The following is a 17441-nucleotide window of genomic DNA, read 5'->3' as shown; positions in this document are numbered from 1 at the left end:
CAGCGCGGCCAGCTCCTCCAGCAGCTCGCTGGACAGACCGTTCGGCGACACCGGCATCGACTTCACGTCGGCACCCTGAATGCTGCCGTCGGCCACGGCAAGCGACACGCTGCCGAATGTCTCGATCCGGTGATCCGTCGTCGTACTCATCAGGTGACTCCTTCGGGGAAGATCACACCTGATTCATGACACTCCCGACCATCCGTCCGGACGGCCCTTGGGACGACGATGCGTACGCAGGGACAGTCCTGTCGTGCCTTGTCACCATCGGGTCGTCAGGTGCCGCCGGCGCACTGTGGCTGCTGCCCCCCGTACGACGGGTCATGAGGTTGTGGTGGGCGGCGCCGGCGGTCTTGCTCGGAATCGTCGCACTGGTGCGGTGGGTCCTGGAGCGCTGAGCGCTGGGTGCCCGCTGCCCCCAGTTCCGGCCCGGCAGCGCCTCGTCGCCAGTCAGGGGTGGGCGGTGGCGCTGGTCGGTCATGTGGAGGGCCGCAGAGGACGCCGTCGTCGGCGACGAGCGTGAGGGGGACGTAAGGGCTGTCGATGACGGTGTGCTGCTGCTTCATGCTCATGGGGGCGTTCGCTTCGGTCAGGACGGGAGGGAGTTGATGGGGTGGTTGTCGGTGGCCCAGAGGTACTGGACGGCGTAGGCGCGCCAGGGGCGCCAGATCTCGGCACGGGCGGTGAGGGCGGCCGGGGTCGAGGGCAGGCCGAGGTGCTGGGCGGCGCGGCGGACGCCGAGGTCGGTGGGGAGGAGGGCGTCGGGGTCGCCGAGGGCGCGCATGGCGATGACGTCGGCGGTCCAGGGGCCGAAGCCGGGGAGGGCGAGGAGGCGGGTGCGGGACTCGGGCCAGTCGCTCTCCTCGCCCAGGTGGAGGGTGCCGTCGGCGAGTCGGCGGACGAGGGTGAGCAGGGTGGTGCGCCGGGTGCGGGGCAGGGCGAGGGCGTCCGCATCCAGTTCGGCGAGGTGTTCCGGTGAGGGGAAGAGGTGGGTGAGGCCGCCCTCGGGGTCGTCGACCGGTTCGCCGTGTGCGGTGACCAGGCGGGCGGCGTGGGTGCGGGCGGCGGCAGTCGACACCTGCTGGCCGAGGACGGCCCGTACGGCGAACTCCGCCGCGTCGACGGTGCGCGGGACGCGCCGCCCGGGCGCCTTGTCGACCAGGGGCGCCAGCGCGGGGTCGGTGCGGAGCCGGTCGTCGACCGCCACGGGGTCGGCGTCCAGGTCGAGCAGGCGGCGGCAGCGGCTGATGGCGACGGGAAGGTCGCGCAGGTCGCCGAGGGTGAGGCGGCAGGCGATGTGGTCGGGGCGCGGGGTGAGGGCGGCGATGCCGGGGGCGTGCGGCAGGCGGAGGGTGCGCCGGTAGGCGCCGTCGCGCCACTCCTCCACTCCGGGGACAGCGGTCGCGGCGAGGTGGCCGAAGAGGTTGTCGGGGTTGAGCGGGGCGCGGAACGGCAGGCGGAGGGTCAGGGCGCCGGTGGTGCCGTTGCGGCCGGCGGGCGAGGTGCGGGCGCGCAGCTCGCCCGGTGAGAGCGCGTAGACCTCGCGGACGGTGTCGTTGAAGGTGCGGATGGAGGAGAAGCCGGCGGCGAAGGCGATCTGCGCCATGGGCAGATCGGTGGTCTCGATCAGCAGGCGTGCGGTCTGGGCGCGCTGGGCGCGGGCCAGGGCGAGGGGGCCGGCGCCGAGCTCGGCCTGCAGCTGGCGTTCGATCTGCCGTGCGCTGTAGCCGAGGCGGGCGGCGAGGCCGGGGACGCCCTCGCGGTCCACGACTCCGTCGGCGATCAGCCGCATGGCCCGGGCCACCAGGTCGGCGCGCCGGTTCCACTCCGGGGAGCCGGGGCTGGTGTCGGGGCGGCAGCGTTTGCAGGCCCGGAAGCCGGCCTGCTGGCAGGCCGCCGCGCTCGGGTAGAAGACCATGTTGCGCGGCTTGGGCGGCACCACGGGGCAGCTGGGCCGGCAGTAGATGCCGGTGGTCAGGACGGCGGTGAAGAACCAGCCGTCGAAGCGCGCGTCCTTGGACTGGACGGCGCGTACGCAGCGCTCGGTGTCGGTGTGCATCCCCTGGTGCATGGCTCCAGCATCGGCGACCTGGGCCGCCGATGCTGGCGGGAATCCGACATGGTGGTGGTGTGGGCTGCGTCGTCCCGGGTCGCCCTTTGGGCGACCGAGCAGGGGGAAGGTGTCACTCCTCCGCGGTGGGCCGCCGGGAGAGTTCGGTGGCCCGGCGTACGTCGGTCAGGGGGCGCAGCCGGTACGTGTACCGGTAGTCGCGGTCGGCGAACAGCTTGTACTCGTCGTGAGTGTGGGCACCCCAGCTGTTGTCGCCGCCGACGCCCATCTGCCGGTGGTTCACCCGAAGGACGACCGCCTCCCGCGGAGTGAGCTGGTAGTCGTGGCGCACTCCGCAGGACAGGTCCTCCGGGGTGAAGTGGGAGGCGTTGATCTCCACGAGGGGCTCGCCGGAGACGAGCAGGCCGGTGCCGTCGCGGCCGGTGAGGGCGGCCCAGCGCACATCGGTCCGGTTGCCGTTCTCCTGGGGGCGCAGGTAGGGGGTCCACTGGCCGGCGACGGTGCCGGAGTGGAGGCCGACGTCGGTGCCGTCGGCGCGGTCCCAGTGGTTCTCCTCGGGGCCGCGGCCGTAGTAGTGCAGCCGGTCCAGGCCGCGCGGCAGGAGCAGCAGGGTGCCGACCTCGGGGATGTACGGGAGGGCGGTGGAGCCGGGGTGCAGGGTGTTGTCGACCTTGATCTCCCCGTTGCCGAAGACGGTGTACGTGGTGCTGTAGGCCGACTCGGTGCTGGTCGGCAGGGTGCCGGTGACGGTGATCCGCACGGCCCGGTCCCGCAGGGTGTGCACCTCGATCCCGGTGATCTTGCGCCGGGCCCCGGCGTCGCGCCAGGTCTGGTTGCGGGTGTGGTGGCCGTTGCCGCGGTCGTTGTCGGTGGGGGCGCGCCAGAAGTTGGGCACCGGGCCCGAGGTGATCAGGCGGACGCCGTGGGCCTTGTAGGAGGTGATGGTGCCGCTGCGCTTGTCGACGGTGACCGAGAAGTCCTCGCCGGTGACGGTGATCTTCTGCTCGTCCTCGTCGTGGCGCAGTGCCGGGACGCGGTCCAGCGGTACGGGTGTCACGGGCGGGGCGCCGGCGTCGAGCGGGAGCTGCTGTGCGGCGATCTCGAAGCCGGGGTCGGCCCAGGGGGTGCGTTCCTTGGTGGTGAAGGACAGCTGCAGGAAGTATTCGCTGCCGGGTGCGGGGTTGCGGGGCAGCCGTAAGGGCACGGTGATGTCCTTGCTCGACTGCGGCGGCACGGTCAGCTGCTCGCGGGTCAGCCGCCCGCGCTGGACGGCCTTGCCGTCGGCGACGAGGGTCCAGTGTCCGTCGAAGGCGCGCAGGTTGGTGAAGAGGTACTCGTTGGTGAGGGTCAGCCGGCCCGAGGTGAGGGTGTCGCCGTCGGCCGGGCGGGCGTGGACGGCCTGGTAGATGCGTTTGACCTCGGCGGCCTTGCCGGTGTGGCGGCGGTCGGCGGTGATGATGCCGTCGCCGGAGAAGGCACCGTCGTTGGGGTTGTCGCCCCAGTCGCCGCCGTAGGCGAGGAAGGTGCGGTCCTTCGGCCGCTGGCGGGTGACGTGGACATCGGCCGCGTCGAACCAGAAGCGGACGCCGTCGTCGCCGGGGCGCCGGGCGTCGGAGGCGAGTTCGGCGGAGGTCAGGGCGCGGGCGTAGACGCGGGCCCTGCGGATGGTGCCGCTGAACTCGCGGGTGGGGTTGTCGACATCGGTGGCGAGGGAGAGCGGCGCGGTGTTGTTGTCCGGGCGGCGGGTGGTGGTGGTGCGGGTGGCCCGTACGGTGCCGTCGACGTGGAGGGTGAGGGTGCCGGCGCCGGCGTCGAAGACGCCCGCGATGTGGTGTTCGCGGCCGGTCCAGCCCTCCGGGAGGTCCCAGGCCGCGCTGATCCACTGGCCGCCGCTGTGGATGAAGAACTCCAGCCGCCGGTCGGTCTGTTTGAGGGCGTACTGGGTGTCGCCCTTGGCGATCACCGGCTGGTGGTATCCGGTGACCTTCGGGGTGATCCACGCCTCCAGCGTCAGCGATCCGGTGAGGTCCAGGCGCTCGTCGCGGGCGAAGACGGTGCCGCCGGACAGGCCCTCGTCCCGGCTGAAGGAGCCGCTGGGGTTGACGATCTCGCCGCGCAGTGCGGCGGGGCCGGACTCGGTGAACAGGGTGCGGGCGGGGGCAGGGTGGCGCAGGGCCTGGTCGGCGAAGTCCCAGATCCAGCCGCCCTGGAGGACGTCGTAGCGGCGCACGACGTCCCAGTACTTCTTGAAGTTGCCGTTGGAGTTCCCCATCCCGTGCGAGTACTCGATCATCACATAGGGCCGGGTGTCACCGGTGTCCTTGGCCCTGGCCTCGACGCGGGAGGGGCTCTCGTACATCTTGGAGCGGATGTCGCTGATGCCGGGGCGGTCGTCGCCCTCGTACTGGATGACGCGGGTGGGGTCGTAGGAGCGGATCCAGTCGTGCATGGCGGTGAAGGTGCTGCCGCCGCCTGCCTCGTTGCCGAGGGACCAGATGACCACCGAGGCGTGGTTCTTGTCGCGGTGGACCATGTTCTGCGCGCGGGCGACGCAGGCCTCGGTCCAGTCGGGGTGGTCGCCGGGGTACTCGCCGCGGATGCCGTGGGTCTCGAGGTTGGTCTCATCGATGAGGTAGAGCCCGTACTCGTCGGCAAGTTCCAGCCAGAGCGGGTTGTCCGGGTAGTGCGAGGTGCGCACGGAGTTGATGTTGAGCCGTTTGATGATGCGGATGTCCTTCACCATGTCGTCGCGGGTGAGGGACATGCCGCGCTCCGGGTGCATCTCGTGGCGGTTGGTGCCCCGGAAGGAGACGGGCTTGCCGTTGATGCGCATCAGGCCGTCCCTGAGCGCGAATTCGCGCAGGCCGACGCGGTGCGAGAGGGTCTCGACGACCTTGCCCGCGGGGTCGCGGAGCTGGAGGACGGCGGTGTAGAGGTAGGGGTCCTCGGCGGACCAGAGCCGGGGGTCGGGCACGGCCTGGGCGGCTTCGACGGTGACGTCCTGTCCGGCGGGCACGGAGGTGAGGTCGGCGGTCCGGCGCAGCGGGCGGGACCAGACGGCGTGGCCGCGGGCGTCGTAGAGCTGCACGTCGACGGTGTGCTTCCCCGTCTCCCGCGCCGCCTCCGTGTACGCCCGCACCTGTGCCGTCACCTTGAGCTCGGCCGTGCGGTAGTCGTCGCCGAGCACGGGGTCCAGCCTGAAGTCGCGCAGATGCACGGCCGGGGTGGAGTACAGGTAGACCGAGCGGAAGATGCCGCTCAGCCGGATCATGTCCTGGTCCTCCAGCCAGTCGCCGTCGGAGTAGCGGTAGACCTCCACGGCGATCCGGTTGGTGCCGGGCCTGAGCTGCTCGGTGATGTCGTACTCGGCGGGGGTGTAGGAGTCCTCGCTGTAGCCGGCCAGTTCGCCGTTGATCCATACGTAGTGGGCGGACTTGACGCCCTCGAAGTGCAGGAAGGTGCGCCGCCCCGACCAGCCGCGGGGCACGGTGAAGGTGCGCCGGTACTGGCCGACGGGGTTGTAGCGGGTCGGTGCGGCGGGCGGCTGGGCGTTCTCCCCCAGGCCGTTGGGGCCCCACCAGGGGTAGTTGATGTTGACGTAGATGGGGCTGTCGTAGCCGTGCAGCTGCCAGCAGGAGGGGACGGGGATGGTGTCCCAGTCGCTGTCGTCGAGGTCGGTGCGGTGGAAGTCGGGGTCCCGGTCGTCGGGCCGGTCGGCGTGGGCGAACTTCCAGCGGCCGTCGAGGCTCAGCCGGTAGGGCGAACGGGTGCGGTCGGCTTCCAGGGCCTGGTCGACGTCCGCGTACGGCATCAGGGTGGTGTGCGGGGGTTCGGTGCCCACCCGGAAGACGGAGATGCGGCCGTTCCATTCGGGGGCGCCGGCCGGTTCGGGGGCCTCGGCCGCCGGGCGCCGTAGGGCGGCCTGGGCGGTGCCGGTGAGCGCGGCGGAGAGGGTGAGGGCGCCGAGGGCGGCGGCACCGGACTCCAGCAGCCGGCGCCGGCTGACGGGGGTGACGGGCAGGTGCGGCATGGCGTGGCCTTCCTCGGTACGACAGAGAGCTGCGCGGACTGAGGGCAAGGGGCGTTGCTGCGGGCGCGGATCACACCTGGTGGTGACGGAGTAACCACTGAGCCAGGGTCACCCTAGGACTCGAACAGTATCGAAGCAATCGCCCCGTCGAAATCTGTGCGCTCTTGATGGTTCCGGGGGCCACTCACCGGGACTCACCGGGACTCACCGGGCTTTGGCGCCAAGTAACCGAAGTCCTAAAGCTTTTGACGTTATGTCGGCTCCTGGCCGCCGGTGTCAGACGGTGCGCTGCGTCCCCGTGAGCACGCAGTCCCCGCACAGGCCGCCGCCGGGCTGGCGGTAGTAGAGGCAGCAGCTGCGGCGGCGGAAGGAGAGGGCTCCGCCATCGGTCACGGTGAAGGTTCCGGCGCCGGCGAGCGGTTCGCGGTCGAGCAGGGTGCGGACGAGGTCCGTGACCGGTCGCGGCGGGGCGTGGCCGAGCAGCACGCGCAGCGCACCGACCAGCGCCGAGGCGGAGTTGCCGCGCAGGACGTGGGGCGACAGTCCGCACAGGCGCCGGACGGCCGTGTTCAGCGGGTCCAGGTTGCGCAGGGCCACCGTGTCGAGGAGCGCGGCGGCAGGCCGGGACGGCAGCGCACGCGGCGCGGGCAGCCACAGTTCGAGGGGCCCCGATTCGGCCGGGCGCCACCACAGCCGCGCCGGGTCGAGGTCGGGCACGGTCCCGGTGAACGCGGCCGAGGCGAGGGCGACCGACCAGAGCCGGGCGGCCAGGCCGAGCTGGAAGGTGGAGGCCGCCACCCGGGTCTGGTCGGTTCCCGTCCGCCGGGCCACCTGCCGTACCTGCTCACCGAGCACGTCCGCATCGCCGTACATCAGGGTCAGCGGCTGGAAGCCCTCCGGGTCCGGATGCTCGCCGCAGGTGGCGGCGAAGTAGGGTCCGAGGGCCGGGATGCGATGCCAGGGGGCGGTGGTCTCCATGAGCCCATCGTCCCGGTCGGCCGGCGGAGGCCGACCGGAGGAGGGGGCGGAAACGGAGCCGGAGAGGCAGCTCACAGGCGCGAAGAGGTCAAGGTCACAGCCGTTTCCCCTGCAGCTCCTTTGTGCCGCTGGCCTAACATCCGAGCATGACGGTCCTGCCTGACGACGGGCTCGAACTGGCCGCCGAATTCCCCGACGTAGCCCACGAGCAGTGGCAGCGCCTTGTGGCGGGTGTCCTGCGCAAGGCGGGCAAGGACGTCGAGGGCGACGCGGCCGAGGAAGCCCTGACCACCGCGCTGGAGGACGGGTTGCGGACCCGTCCCCTGTACACGCCGCGCGACACCGCTCCCGAGCCGGGTCTGCCCGGGTTCGCTCCCTTTGTGCGCGGCAGTCGCGCCGAGGGGAACACCGTGGCCGGCTGGGACGTGCGGCAGCGCCATACGACGGCCGACAACGCGGCGGTGCTGGCGGACCTGGAGAACGGTGTCACCTCGCTGTGGCTGACCGCCGGTGAGGGCGGCATGCCGGTGTCCTCGCTCGCCCAGGTCCTGGAGGGCGTCTACCTGGACCTGGCGCCGGTCGTGCTCGACGCGGGCCGGGAGACCGAGGCCGCGGCGAAGGAGCTGCTGCGGCTGTACGAGGAGCGGGGCGTCGCCAAGGACGCGGCGCGCGGCAATCTGGGCGCGGACCCGCTCGGATACCAGGCCCGCACCGGGCGGGCGTACGACACCGCCCCGGTGACCAGGCTCGCGCGGCTGTGTGCCGAGGAGTACCCGGGGCTGCGGGCGCTGACCGTGGACGCGCTGCCGTACCACGAGGCCGGCGGTTCGGCGGCGCAGGAGCTGGGCTGCTCACTGGCGACCGGGGTGGCGTATCTGCGGCAGCTCACCGAGGCCGGCCTTTCGGTCGAGCAGGCCCTGGGGCAGCTGGAGTTCCGGTACGCGGCGACCGCGGACCAGTTCCTGACCATCGCCAAGCTGCGTGCCGCCCGGCGGCTGTGGGCTCGGGTGGCCGAGGTGTCGGGTGCGCCCGCCGCCGGGGCGCAGTTCCAGCACGCGGTGACCTCGCCGGTGATGATGACCCGCCGCGACCCGTGGGTGAACATGCTGCGCACCACGATCGCCACGCTGGCCGCCGGGGTCGGCGGCGCCGGCTCCGTGACCGTGCTGCCCTTCGACCACGCCCTGGGCCTGCCGGACGCCTTCGCCCGGCGCATCGCCCGCAACACGGCGACCATCCTGGTCGAGGAGTCCCACCTGACCCGGGTCATCGACCCGGCGGGCGGCTCCTGGTACGTGGAGCGGCTCACCGACGAACTCGCCCATGCGAGCTGGGAGTTCTTCCAGGAGATCGAGCGGGCCGGCGGGCAGGCCGCCGCGCTGCGGTCCGGCATGGTGGAGCAGCGGCTCGCCGAGACCTGGTCGGTGCGCGCCGCCAAGCTGGCGGGGCGCCGCGAACCGGTCACCGGGGTCAGCGAGTTCCCGCTGCTCGCGGAGAAGCCGGTGGTGCGCGAGCCCGCGCCCGAGCCGCCGTCCGGCGGCCTTCCGGTGGTGCGCCGCGACGAGGCATACGAGGCGCTGCGCGCCCGCTCCGACGCGCATCTGGCCGCCACCGGGTCCCGCCCGAGGATCTACCTGGCCGCGCTCGGCCCGGCCGCCGCGCACACCGCGCGCCTGACCTTCGCCTCCAACCTGTTCCAGGCGGGCGGCATCGAGCCGGTCACCGAGGGGACCTTCGCGGAGAGCGGCGCGAGCGAGGCCTGCCTGTGCTCCAGCGACGCGCTGTACGAGGAGCAGGCGGAGCAGGCCGCCGCCGAGCTGAAGGCGCAGGGCGCCTCGCACGTGTTCCTCGCGGGCCGGCCCTCCTCGTACGCCGGGGTCGACGCCTATGTCTTCGCGGGCTGTGACGCGGTCGCCGTCCTGTCCGCCGCCCTCGACCGCATGGGAGTGTCCTGATGGGAATCCCCGACTTCTCCGGGATCGAACTGGGGACGCCGGCCCCGGACGGCAGCGCCGACGAGTGGCGTGCGGCCGTCAAGCGGGCGGCCGGCGGTGACGACCTGCTGTGGGAGACGCCGGAGGGCATCCCGGTCAAGCCGCTGTACACGGGGCAGGACCTGGAGGGCCTGGACTTCCTGGGGACGTACCCGGGCATCGCGCCCTATCTGCGCGGCCCCTACCCCACCATGTACGTCAACCAGCCGTGGACGATCCGCCAGTACGCGGGCTTCTCCACGGCCGAGGAGTCCAACGCCTTCTACCGGCGCAATCTCGCCGCCGGGCAGAAGGGCCTGTCGGTCGCCTTCGACCTGCCCACCCACCGCGGCTACGACAGCGACCACCCGCGGGTGACCGGTGACGTCGGCATGGCGGGCGTGGCGATCGACTCCATCTACGACATGCGTCAGCTGTTCGACGGGATCCCGCTGGACAGGATGACGGTGTCGATGACGATGAACGGTGCCGTGCTGCCGGTGCTGGCGCTGTACATCGTGGCGGCGGAGGAGCAGGGTGTGCCGCCGGAGAAGCTGGCGGGGACCATTCAGAACGACATCCTCAAGGAGTTCATGGTCCGCAACACCTACATCTATCCGCCGAAGCCGTCGATGCGGATCATCTCCGACATCTTCGCGTACACCTCGCAGCGGATGCCCCGCTACAACTCCATCTCCATCTCCGGCTACCACATCCAGGAGGCCGGTGCGACGGCCGACCTGGAGCTGGCGTACACCCTCGCCGACGGTGTGGAGTACATCCGGGCGGGCCGGGACGCGGGCCTGGACGTGGACGCGTTCGCGCCGCGCCTGTCGTTCTTCTGGGCGATCGGCATGAACTTCTTCATGGAGATCGCCAAGCTGCGCGCGGCGCGCCTGCTGTGGGCGAAGCTGGTGAAGCAGTTCGACCCGAAGAACCCCAAGTCGCTGTCGCTGCGCACCCATTCGCAGACCTCCGGCTGGTCGCTGACCGCGCAGGACGTCTTCAACAACGTCACCCGCACCTGCATCGAGGCGATGGCGGCGACCCAGGGCCACACCCAGTCGCTGCACACCAACGCCCTCGACGAGGCGCTGGCGCTGCCGACCGACTTCTCCGCGCGGATCGCCCGCAACACCCAGCTGCTGCTGCAGCAGGAGTCCGGCACCACCCGGGTGATCGACCCGTGGGGCGGCAGCGCGTACGTGGAGAAGCTGACGTACGACCTGGCCCGCCGGGCCTGGCAGCACATCCAGGAGGTCGAGGCCGCGGGCGGCATGGCCAAGGCGATCGACGCGGGCATCCCCAAGCTGCGCATCGAGGAGGCCGCGGCCCGCACCCAGGCCCGGATCGACTCCGGGCGCCAGCCGGTGATCGGCGTCAACAAGTACCGGGTGGAGAACGACGAGGCGATCGAGGTGCTCAAGGTGGACAACTCCGCCGTGCGCGCCCAGCAGATCGCCAAGCTGAAGCGGCTGCGCGAGGAGCGGGACGAGACCGCCTGCCGGGACGCCCTGGACGCGCTGACCCGGGCGGCCGGCGGGGACGGCAACCTGCTGGAGCTGGCGGTGAACGCGGCCCGCGCCAAGGCGACCGTCGGGGAGATCTCCGACGCCCTGGAGAAGGTGTTCGGGCGGCACGCGAGCCAGATCCGTACGATCTCCGGCGTGTACCGCAACGAAGCAGGCGAGTCCCCCTCGGTGGACCGCACCCGGGCCCTGGTGGACGCCTTCGCCGAGGCCGAGGGCCGCCGTCCGCGCATCCTGGTCGCCAAGATGGGCCAGGACGGCCACGACCGCGGCCAGAAGGTGATCGCCTCCGCCTTCGCCGACCTGGGTTTCGACGTGGACGTCGGCCCGCTGTTCCAGACGCCGGCCGAGGTGGCCCGTCAGGCGGTCGAGGCGGATGTGCACATCGTGGGCGTCTCCTCGCTGGCGGCCGGGCATCTGACGCTGGTCCCGGCACTGAAGGAGCAGCTGGCCGAGGAGGGCCGCGAGGACATCATGATCGTCGTGGGCGGGGTGATCCCGCCGCAGGACGTGCCGACGCTGCTTCAGATGGGCGCGGCGGCCGTGTTCCCGCCGGGGACGGTGATCCCCGACGCGGCGTACGACCTGGTGAAGCGGCTCGCCGACGACCTGGGGCTCGCCCTGTGATCGACGTCGACGCCTATGTGAAGGGTGTGCTCGACGGCAAGCGGGCGATCGTCGCCCGCGCCATCACGCTCGTCGAGTCCACCCGTCCTCAGCACCGGGCGCTGGCGCAGGAGCTGCTCACCGAGCTGCTGCCGCACGCCGGCCGGGCGCGGCGGATCGGCGTCAGCGGGGTGCCGGGCGTGGGCAAGTCGACGTTCATCGACGCGTTCGGCACCATGCTCACGGGCCTCGGGTACCGGGTGGCGGTGCTCGCCGTCGACCCGTCCTCGGGCCGTACGGGCGGGTCGATCCTCGGCGACAAGACGCGGATGGAGCGTCTTGCCGTCGATCCGGCGGCGTTCGTGCGGCCGTCCCCGTCGGCGGGCACGCTCGGCGGTGTCGCCAAGGCCACGCGTGAGTCGATCGTGGTGATGGAGGCGGCCGGCTACGACGTGGTGCTGGTGGAGACGGTCGGCGTGGGCCAGTCGGAGACGGCCGTCGCCAACATGGTCGACTCCTTCCTGCTGCTGACCCTGGCCCGCACCGGCGACCAGCTGCAGGGCATCAAGAAGGGCGTGCTGGAACTGGCCGACGTCATCGCCGTGAACAAGGCGGACGGCCCGCACGAGCGCGACGCCCGCGCCGCCGCCCGGGAACTGGCGGGCGCGCTGCGGCTGATGCACGGCAAGGACGCGGCCTGGACCCCGCCGGTGCTCAGCTGCAGCGCCCGCGAGTCCACCGGTCTGGACACCGTGTGGGAACGGCTGGAGCAGCACCGGGCGCTGCTGGACTCGACGGGCCGGCTCGCCGCCAAGCGCCGGGACCAGCAGGTCGACTGGACCTGGTCGATGGTCCACGACGAACTCCTCGGCCGCCTGCACACCGACCCGGCGGTGAAGTCCCTCGCCCCCGAGCTCGAAGAGCGCGTCAGGAACGGGGAGTTGACGGCCACCCTGGCGGCGGAACGGATCCTGCAGGCGTTCACGGACCGCTGAGGACGTTCGGCTCGTTGGGGCCGTCCTGGTCTCTGAGGCGGCCGTTCAGCTCGCTGGGGCTGGTTCTCGGGCCCCGAGGCGGCTCAGGTTCCGTCCTCCAGCTGGGCGGCGAACGCGTTGTACGCGCGCTCGTCGAACAGGACGAACCTGACCTCCTCCACGGCCGTGTCCGTGGCCCGGACCGTCTCCACGGCGATGCGGGCCGCGTCGTCCATCGGCCAGCGGTAGACGCCGGTGGAGATGGCGGGGAACGCGACCGTCTTCGCGCCCAGTTCGTCGGCGACGCGCAGGGACTCGCGGTAGCAGGAGGCGAGCAGGTCCGAGCGGTCCTCGGTGGTGCTGTACACGGGGCCGACGGTGTGGATGACCCAGCGGGCGTCCAGGTCGCCGGCGGTGGTGGCGACCGCCTGGCCGGTGGGCAGGCCCTTGCGGTACTTCGTGGCGCGCAGCCGGCGGCACTCCTCGAGGATCGCCGGTCCGCCACGCCGGTGGATGGCGCCGTCGACGCCTCCCCCGCCGAGCAGGGAGGAGTTCGCCGCGTTGACGATGGCGTCCGCGCTCTGCCGGGTGATGTCGCCCTGGACGAGGGTGATCGTGGTCATGCCCGTCACCGTAGGGAGCCGGGGCCTGTGGATGCGGGAACGCGCCGGTCAGGTCTGGCGCAGGCGCCGCCAGACGGCCTTGGCCGCGTTGTGCCCCGACATGCCGTGCACTCCGGGTCCGGGCGGGGTGGCCGAGGAGCAGATGTAGACGGCCGGATGCGGGGTGGCGTACGGGAAGAGGGACAGCCGGGGGCGCAGCACGGCCTGCAGGCCGGTGACCGCGCCGGTGGCGATGTCGCCGCCGACGTAGTTGGCGTTGCGCGCGGCAAGCTCCGGCGGACCGGCGGTGGCGCGGGCCAGGACGCGGTCGCGGAAGCCGGGGGCGAAGCGCTCGAGCTGGCGTTCTATGGCGTCGGTGAGGTCCCCGGTCCAGCCGTTGGGGACGTGGCCGTAGGCCCAGAAGACCTGCTTGCCCTCGGGCGCCCGGGTGGGGTCGGCGACGCCGGGCTGCACGGTGATCAGGAACGGCGCGTCGGGGGCGCGGCCCTCGCGGGAGGCGGCGCGCAGGGCGGTGCCGATCTCCTGGCTGCTCGCGCCGATCTGCACGGTGCCGGCGACGCGGGCCTCCGGCGCGGTCCACGGCACGGGGCCGTCCAGCGCGTAGTCGATCTTGAAGACGCCGGGGCCGTACCGGTAGCGGCCGTACAGGTCGCCGAGGCCGGCGATGCGGGCCAGGGCGGTGGGCGAGGTGTCGAAGACGTAGGCGCGGGCCGGCGGCAGGTCGTCCAGGCGTTTGACCTCGTAGTCGGTGTGGATCTGGCCGCCGAGGTCCCTCAGATGGGCGGCGAGCGCGTCGGAGATGGCCTGGGAGCCGCCGCGGGCGACGGGCCAGCCGCGGGCGTGCGCGGCGAGGGCGAAGACCAGGCCGATGGCGCTGGTCGCGAAGCCGCTCAGGGGTGCCATGACGTGGGCGACGAGACCGGCGAGGAGCGCCTTGGCCTTCTCGTCGCGGAAGCGGCGCATCAGCCAGGTCGACGGCGGCAGCCCGGCGAGCCCGAAGCGGGCGAGGGTGACCGGGTCGCGGGGCAGCGCGGTCAGCGGCAGGGACATGAAGTCGCGGGCGAGGGTGTCCCAGCGGGGCAGGAAGGGCTGCACCAGGCGGCGGTAGGCGCCGGCGTCCCGGGGCCCGAAGGAGGCGGCGGTCTCGGCCAGCGACCGGGACAGCACGGCGGCGGAGCCGTCCGGGAACGGGTGGGCCATGGGCAGCTCGGGCTGCAGCCACTCGAGGCCGTAGCGCTCCAGGGGCAGGGCGCGGAAGGCCGGGGAGTTGATGCCGAGGGGGTGTGCCGCGGCGCAGGGGTCGTGGCGGAAGCCGGGCAGGGTGAGCTCCTCGGTGCGGGCACCGCCCCCCACGGTGTCCCTGGCCTCGAACAGCGCCACGGTGAAGCCGCGCCGGGCCAGCTCCACGGCGGCGGTCAGTCCATTGGGCCCCGCACCCACGACGACCGCATCGAGCATCGACGGCACCTTCGGACTCCTTTGTCAGCCGGTGGCCACTGGAGGATCAGGATATGCCGGGCCGCCGTCCCCCGGTCGCGGACCGAGAGGTGATCGTCCGCGGTCCCGGGCCGCTGGCGCCACCGCCCTGCGGCGCCACCGCCGCGCGGCGCCACCGCCGTGGCGGGCGGGACGGCAACGGGCCGACGGGCATGCCAGATCACTCCGGATCACCGGGGCTCGGGAGATCAGGACCCGTCGGACAGCAGCCCGGCCACCCGGCGGGCGGTCGCGGCGTCGCGGGCGGCGGTGAACGGCAGGGTGTTGCCGCCGGTGATCCGGAACGGCTCGCCCGCGCGGGTCAGATGCGTTCCGCCCGCCTCCTCGACCAGCAGCAGCCCGGCCGCGTGGTCCCAGGCCGCCTCCCAGCTGAAGGCGGTGGCGTCGGACTCGCCGCGGGCGATCGCCAGGTACTCAAGCCCGGCCGAGCCGCAGGAGCGCGGGGCCACGCCGTCGGTCCACAGGCCGAGCAGGGCGCGCTTCTGCTCGTCGGTGGTGTAGTCGGGGTGGGAGACCGCCACCCGCAGCTCGCTCCCGGGCTCCGGGGAGCCGGAGTGCAGCGGCTCGCCGTCGAGGAGGGCGCCCCGGCCGCGGACGGCGGTGGCAAGGAGGCCGCGGGCGGGGGCGTAGGTCCAGGAGGCGTGCACCACTCCCCCGTGTGCGAGTGCGACGAGCGTGCAGAAGCCGGGCTCGCCGCGCACGAACTGCCGTGTGCCGTCGACCGGGTCGACGATCCACACGGGCGCCTCGCCACGTATCGCCTCGTACGAGGCCGGGTTGGCGTGCACCGCCTCCTCGCCGACGACGACCGAGCCGGGCAGCAGGGCGGGGAGCGTCTTGGTCAGGTACAGCTCCGCCTTGCGGTCGGCGTCGGTGACCAGGTCGTGCGGGCCGCTCTTGTGGTCCACCTCGTGCTCGGCGAGCCGGCGCCAGCGCGGCATGATCTCCTGCGCCGCCGCCTCCCGCAGGGCCTCCTCCACGTCGGCGGCGCGGCGGGCGAGGAACTCGTCGATGGTGTTGTGAGCGTCGATCATGTCTCCATGAGAGCACGTCGTCCCGCCGCGCCCCACTCGCCCGGGTACCGGGGGCTGCGACCCGGTCGCGAAGTCCGGAACCGGGCGGTGCTCAGGCCGGCGGGCACGCACCGTCCCGTCTCCGTCACCGCCCGAGTACGCAGCGAGTTGGGCCCTTCCGCCCCACAGGGAAGCGTGTGACACTGGCGTCCCGTCCGCAGTGTGGACCCCTCCGCCCCGACCCACGAGAAGTGCGCCGTGCGTTCCTTTCCTCTGCCGATCGCCCTGACCGCGCGCCTGTCCCCGGTGGTCGTACTCGCCGCTGCAGGGTGGGCGCTGTCCTCCGGCCCGCTGGCCGCTCCGCAGGCCGCCGAGAAGCCGCCCACCGAGAAGAAGACGCAGACGCAGTCCGCCTCCGCGCCGTCGGCGACCCAGGAGGCGAAGACCTACACCGCCGCTCCCGCACCGTGCACCGGCATCCCCGAAGACACCGTCAAGTCCCTTGTGCCGAACGCCAAGACGGCCGGCAAGGAGATACCGTCGACCGATGCCAAGCTGCGCCGCACCTGCTCGTGGAACGCACTCAAGGGGTACGAGTACCGCTGGCTGGACGTCTCCTTCGAGGTGATGGCCTCCGACGAGGCGGCGAAGCGGTCGTACGAGGGGCGGCTGCAGCAGAAGAGCGGCGGCGGATCCGTTCCCGGGCTCGGTGACGAGGCGTACTCCGTCGTGAACCTCACCACCGAGGACAAGCAGGAGACCCGCGAGGGCACGGTCGTGGCCCGCACCGCCAACGCGCTGGTGATCGTCACCTACAACGGCAGCGACTTCGAGTCGAAGAAGGCGCCCAGCTCGGACGAGATCAACAAGGGCGCCATCAAGGCCGCCAAGGCGGCGATGGCGACCCTGGAGAAGGCCCGGGACTGACATCCGGAATCCGCGATTCCGTGACATCCGTCACACCCCTCTCCCGATCTATGCGGGGCCATTAGTAGAGACGGCCGCGACGACATAGTCGACTTGTCCGTCTTGCCCCCGGGGTGGGGACGGCCGGCGTGAGCGGCGGTCACCTCCGCCGGCAGGCATCGCCGTCTCTTCGCACATGCAAGCCTGTTGACGTGACGACAGCCCCTGCGGCGCCCCTTCCCGCACCCCTTGGCACGCTCCGCCTCTCACCGCAAGGGGCTCGTCGGGCTACGAAGCGGGGTAGTAAAAGCGCCCGTTGCCCTGTGCGCCGGGGCCTTTCAAGAATGGCCACCCTCCGGACAGCAAGGGTGAGGTCACGCATGGCAAAGCATCGCCACCAGCAGCGCTACCGGCGGCCGGTCGTCGCCGCGATCGCCGCGAGCGTCATAGGCATACCGTCCGTCGCCATGGCCTGTACCGACTGGCCCGGCGACGATCAGGGGCGGCACGACCGCGCCGCCGCCACCACGGTCGCGCCCGAGGACCGGTGGGACGGCGCGAACTGGTACCGCGAGTGGAGCAGCCGCCCGGGCAACGCCCCCTCGGCGCACACCACGCCCGAGGCGAGTCCTACGAAGACGCACAAGAAGAAGGACGACGAGAAGTCCAAGAAGTCCCGTAAGGCGAAGAAGACGAGGAAGGCGAAGGCGAAGGCAGCCGAGACCACCCGCGCCTCCGAGCCGGCCAGGACGCCGAGCGCCGAGCCCTCCACCTCCGCCCCGAAGCCTTCCGCCTCCTCGTCCCCCTCCTCCTCGGCCCCGTCCTCGCCGAGCACCTCCAAGCCCTCCGCCACCGCCACGGGTGACGTCGCCCGGGTCGTGGACCTGGTCAACGCCGAGCGCGCCAAGGCGGGTTGCTCGGCAGTGACCGTCAACTCCAAGCTGACCAAGGCCGCTCAGGACCACAGCGAGGACATGGCGGCGAACGGGAACATGTCGCACACCGGCTCCGACGGCTCCACCCCCGACCAGCGCATCACCCGCGCCGGCTACAGCTGGAGCGCCTACGGCGAGAACGTCGCCTACGGCTACTCCACGCCGGAGCAGGTGATGGAGGGCTGGATGAACAGCCCCGGCCACCGGCAGAACATCCTCAACTGCAGCTTCAAGGAGATCGGCGTCGGCCTCTCCGGCACCTACTGGACCCAGGACTTCGGGACTCCCCGGTAGACCCTGATCACT

Annotated in this window: 11 protein-coding genes; 5 read left to right on the top strand and 6 right to left on the bottom strand. The window is 72.2% G+C overall.

Features of this window, described 5'->3' with window-relative positions; genetic code table 11:
* Window positions 1-589: 589 nt before the first annotated feature.
* The 3 genes from ABD207_RS25305 to ABD207_RS25295 all read right to left on the bottom strand — a co-directional run bounded on the left by ABD207_RS25305 (window position 590) and on the right by ABD207_RS25295 (window position 7079).
* On the bottom strand, window positions 590-2059 hold the full coding sequence (locus tag ABD207_RS25305) for an AlkA N-terminal domain-containing protein (RefSeq protein ID WP_344015439.1): 1470 nt from the start codon (window positions 2057-2059) through the stop codon (window positions 590-592).
* 124 nt (window positions 2060-2183) lie between these two features.
* Window positions 2184-6101 (bottom strand): glycoside hydrolase family 2 TIM barrel-domain containing protein, encoded by a 3918-nt coding sequence (locus ABD207_RS25300; RefSeq protein ID WP_344015438.1) that lies wholly within the window; start codon window positions 6099-6101, stop codon window positions 2184-2186.
* 276 nt (window positions 6102-6377) lie between these two features.
* Window positions 6378-7079, bottom strand: a complete 702-nt coding sequence (locus tag ABD207_RS25295) for a (2Fe-2S)-binding protein (RefSeq protein ID WP_344015436.1) — start codon at window positions 7077-7079, stop codon at window positions 6378-6380.
* Between the two features lie 146 nt (window positions 7080-7225).
* Between ABD207_RS25295 and ABD207_RS25290 the strand changes: the two genes are divergently transcribed.
* The 3 genes from ABD207_RS25290 to meaB are packed head-to-tail and all read left to right on the top strand — an operon-like array spanning window position 7226 to window position 12182.
* A complete protein-coding gene (locus tag ABD207_RS25290; protein ID WP_344015435.1) occupies window positions 7226-9034 on the top strand; it encodes a methylmalonyl-CoA mutase family protein in 1809 nt (602 codons plus the stop codon).
* On the top strand, window positions 9034-11208 hold the full coding sequence (gene scpA / locus ABD207_RS25285; protein WP_344015433.1) for a methylmalonyl-CoA mutase: 2175 nt from the start codon (window positions 9034-9036) through the stop codon (window positions 11206-11208). Before ABD207_RS25290 ends, scpA begins: the two co-directional genes overlap by 1 nt.
* Window positions 11205-12182 carry a methylmalonyl Co-A mutase-associated GTPase MeaB gene (gene meaB, locus ABD207_RS25280; protein WP_343997374.1) on the top strand — a complete coding sequence of 326 codons (978 nt, stop codon included), beginning with the start codon at window positions 11205-11207 and terminating at the stop codon, window positions 12180-12182. Before scpA ends, meaB begins: the two co-directional genes overlap by 4 nt.
* Window positions 12183-12265: 83 nt before the next feature.
* Here meaB and ABD207_RS25275 read toward each other — a convergent pair whose 3' ends face one another.
* From ABD207_RS25275 to ABD207_RS25265, 3 genes are all read right to left on the bottom strand, one after another.
* Window positions 12266-12784, bottom strand: coding sequence for an O-acetyl-ADP-ribose deacetylase (locus tag ABD207_RS25275; protein WP_344015432.1), 519 nt, complete (start codon window positions 12782-12784; stop codon window positions 12266-12268).
* Window positions 12785-12832: 48 nt separating this feature from the next.
* Window positions 12833-14242 carry a phytoene desaturase family protein gene (locus ABD207_RS25270; RefSeq protein WP_344015431.1) on the bottom strand — a complete coding sequence of 470 codons (1410 nt, stop codon included), beginning with the start codon at window positions 14240-14242 and terminating at the stop codon, window positions 12833-12835.
* A 227-nt stretch (window positions 14243-14469) separates the two neighbouring features.
* Window positions 14470-15315, bottom strand: coding sequence for an inositol monophosphatase family protein (locus tag ABD207_RS25265; RefSeq protein WP_344015430.1), 846 nt, complete (start codon window positions 15313-15315; stop codon window positions 14470-14472).
* A 237-nt stretch (window positions 15316-15552) separates the two neighbouring features.
* On the opposite strand from ABD207_RS25265, the gene ABD207_RS25260 reads away from it, so the two are divergent.
* On the top strand, window positions 15553-16221 hold the full coding sequence (locus ABD207_RS25260) for a hypothetical protein (RefSeq protein WP_344015429.1): 669 nt from the start codon (window positions 15553-15555) through the stop codon (window positions 16219-16221).
* Between the two features lie 359 nt (window positions 16222-16580).
* Complete coding sequence (locus ABD207_RS25255) at window positions 16581-17429, top strand: CAP domain-containing protein (protein ID WP_344015428.1); 849 nt, start codon at window positions 16581-16583, stop codon at window positions 17427-17429.
* The last annotated feature ends 12 nt before the right edge of the window (window positions 17430-17441 follow it).

Origin of the sequence: Streptomyces thermospinosisporus, from assembly GCF_039526425.1 — a bacterium.
In the GTDB taxonomy this organism is placed as follows: Bacteria; Actinomycetota; Actinomycetes; order Streptomycetales; family Streptomycetaceae; genus Streptomyces; species Streptomyces thermocarboxydovorans.
The sequence above is the reverse complement of the archived record's forward strand: the minus strand, read 5'-3'. Positions and strand labels throughout refer to the sequence as shown.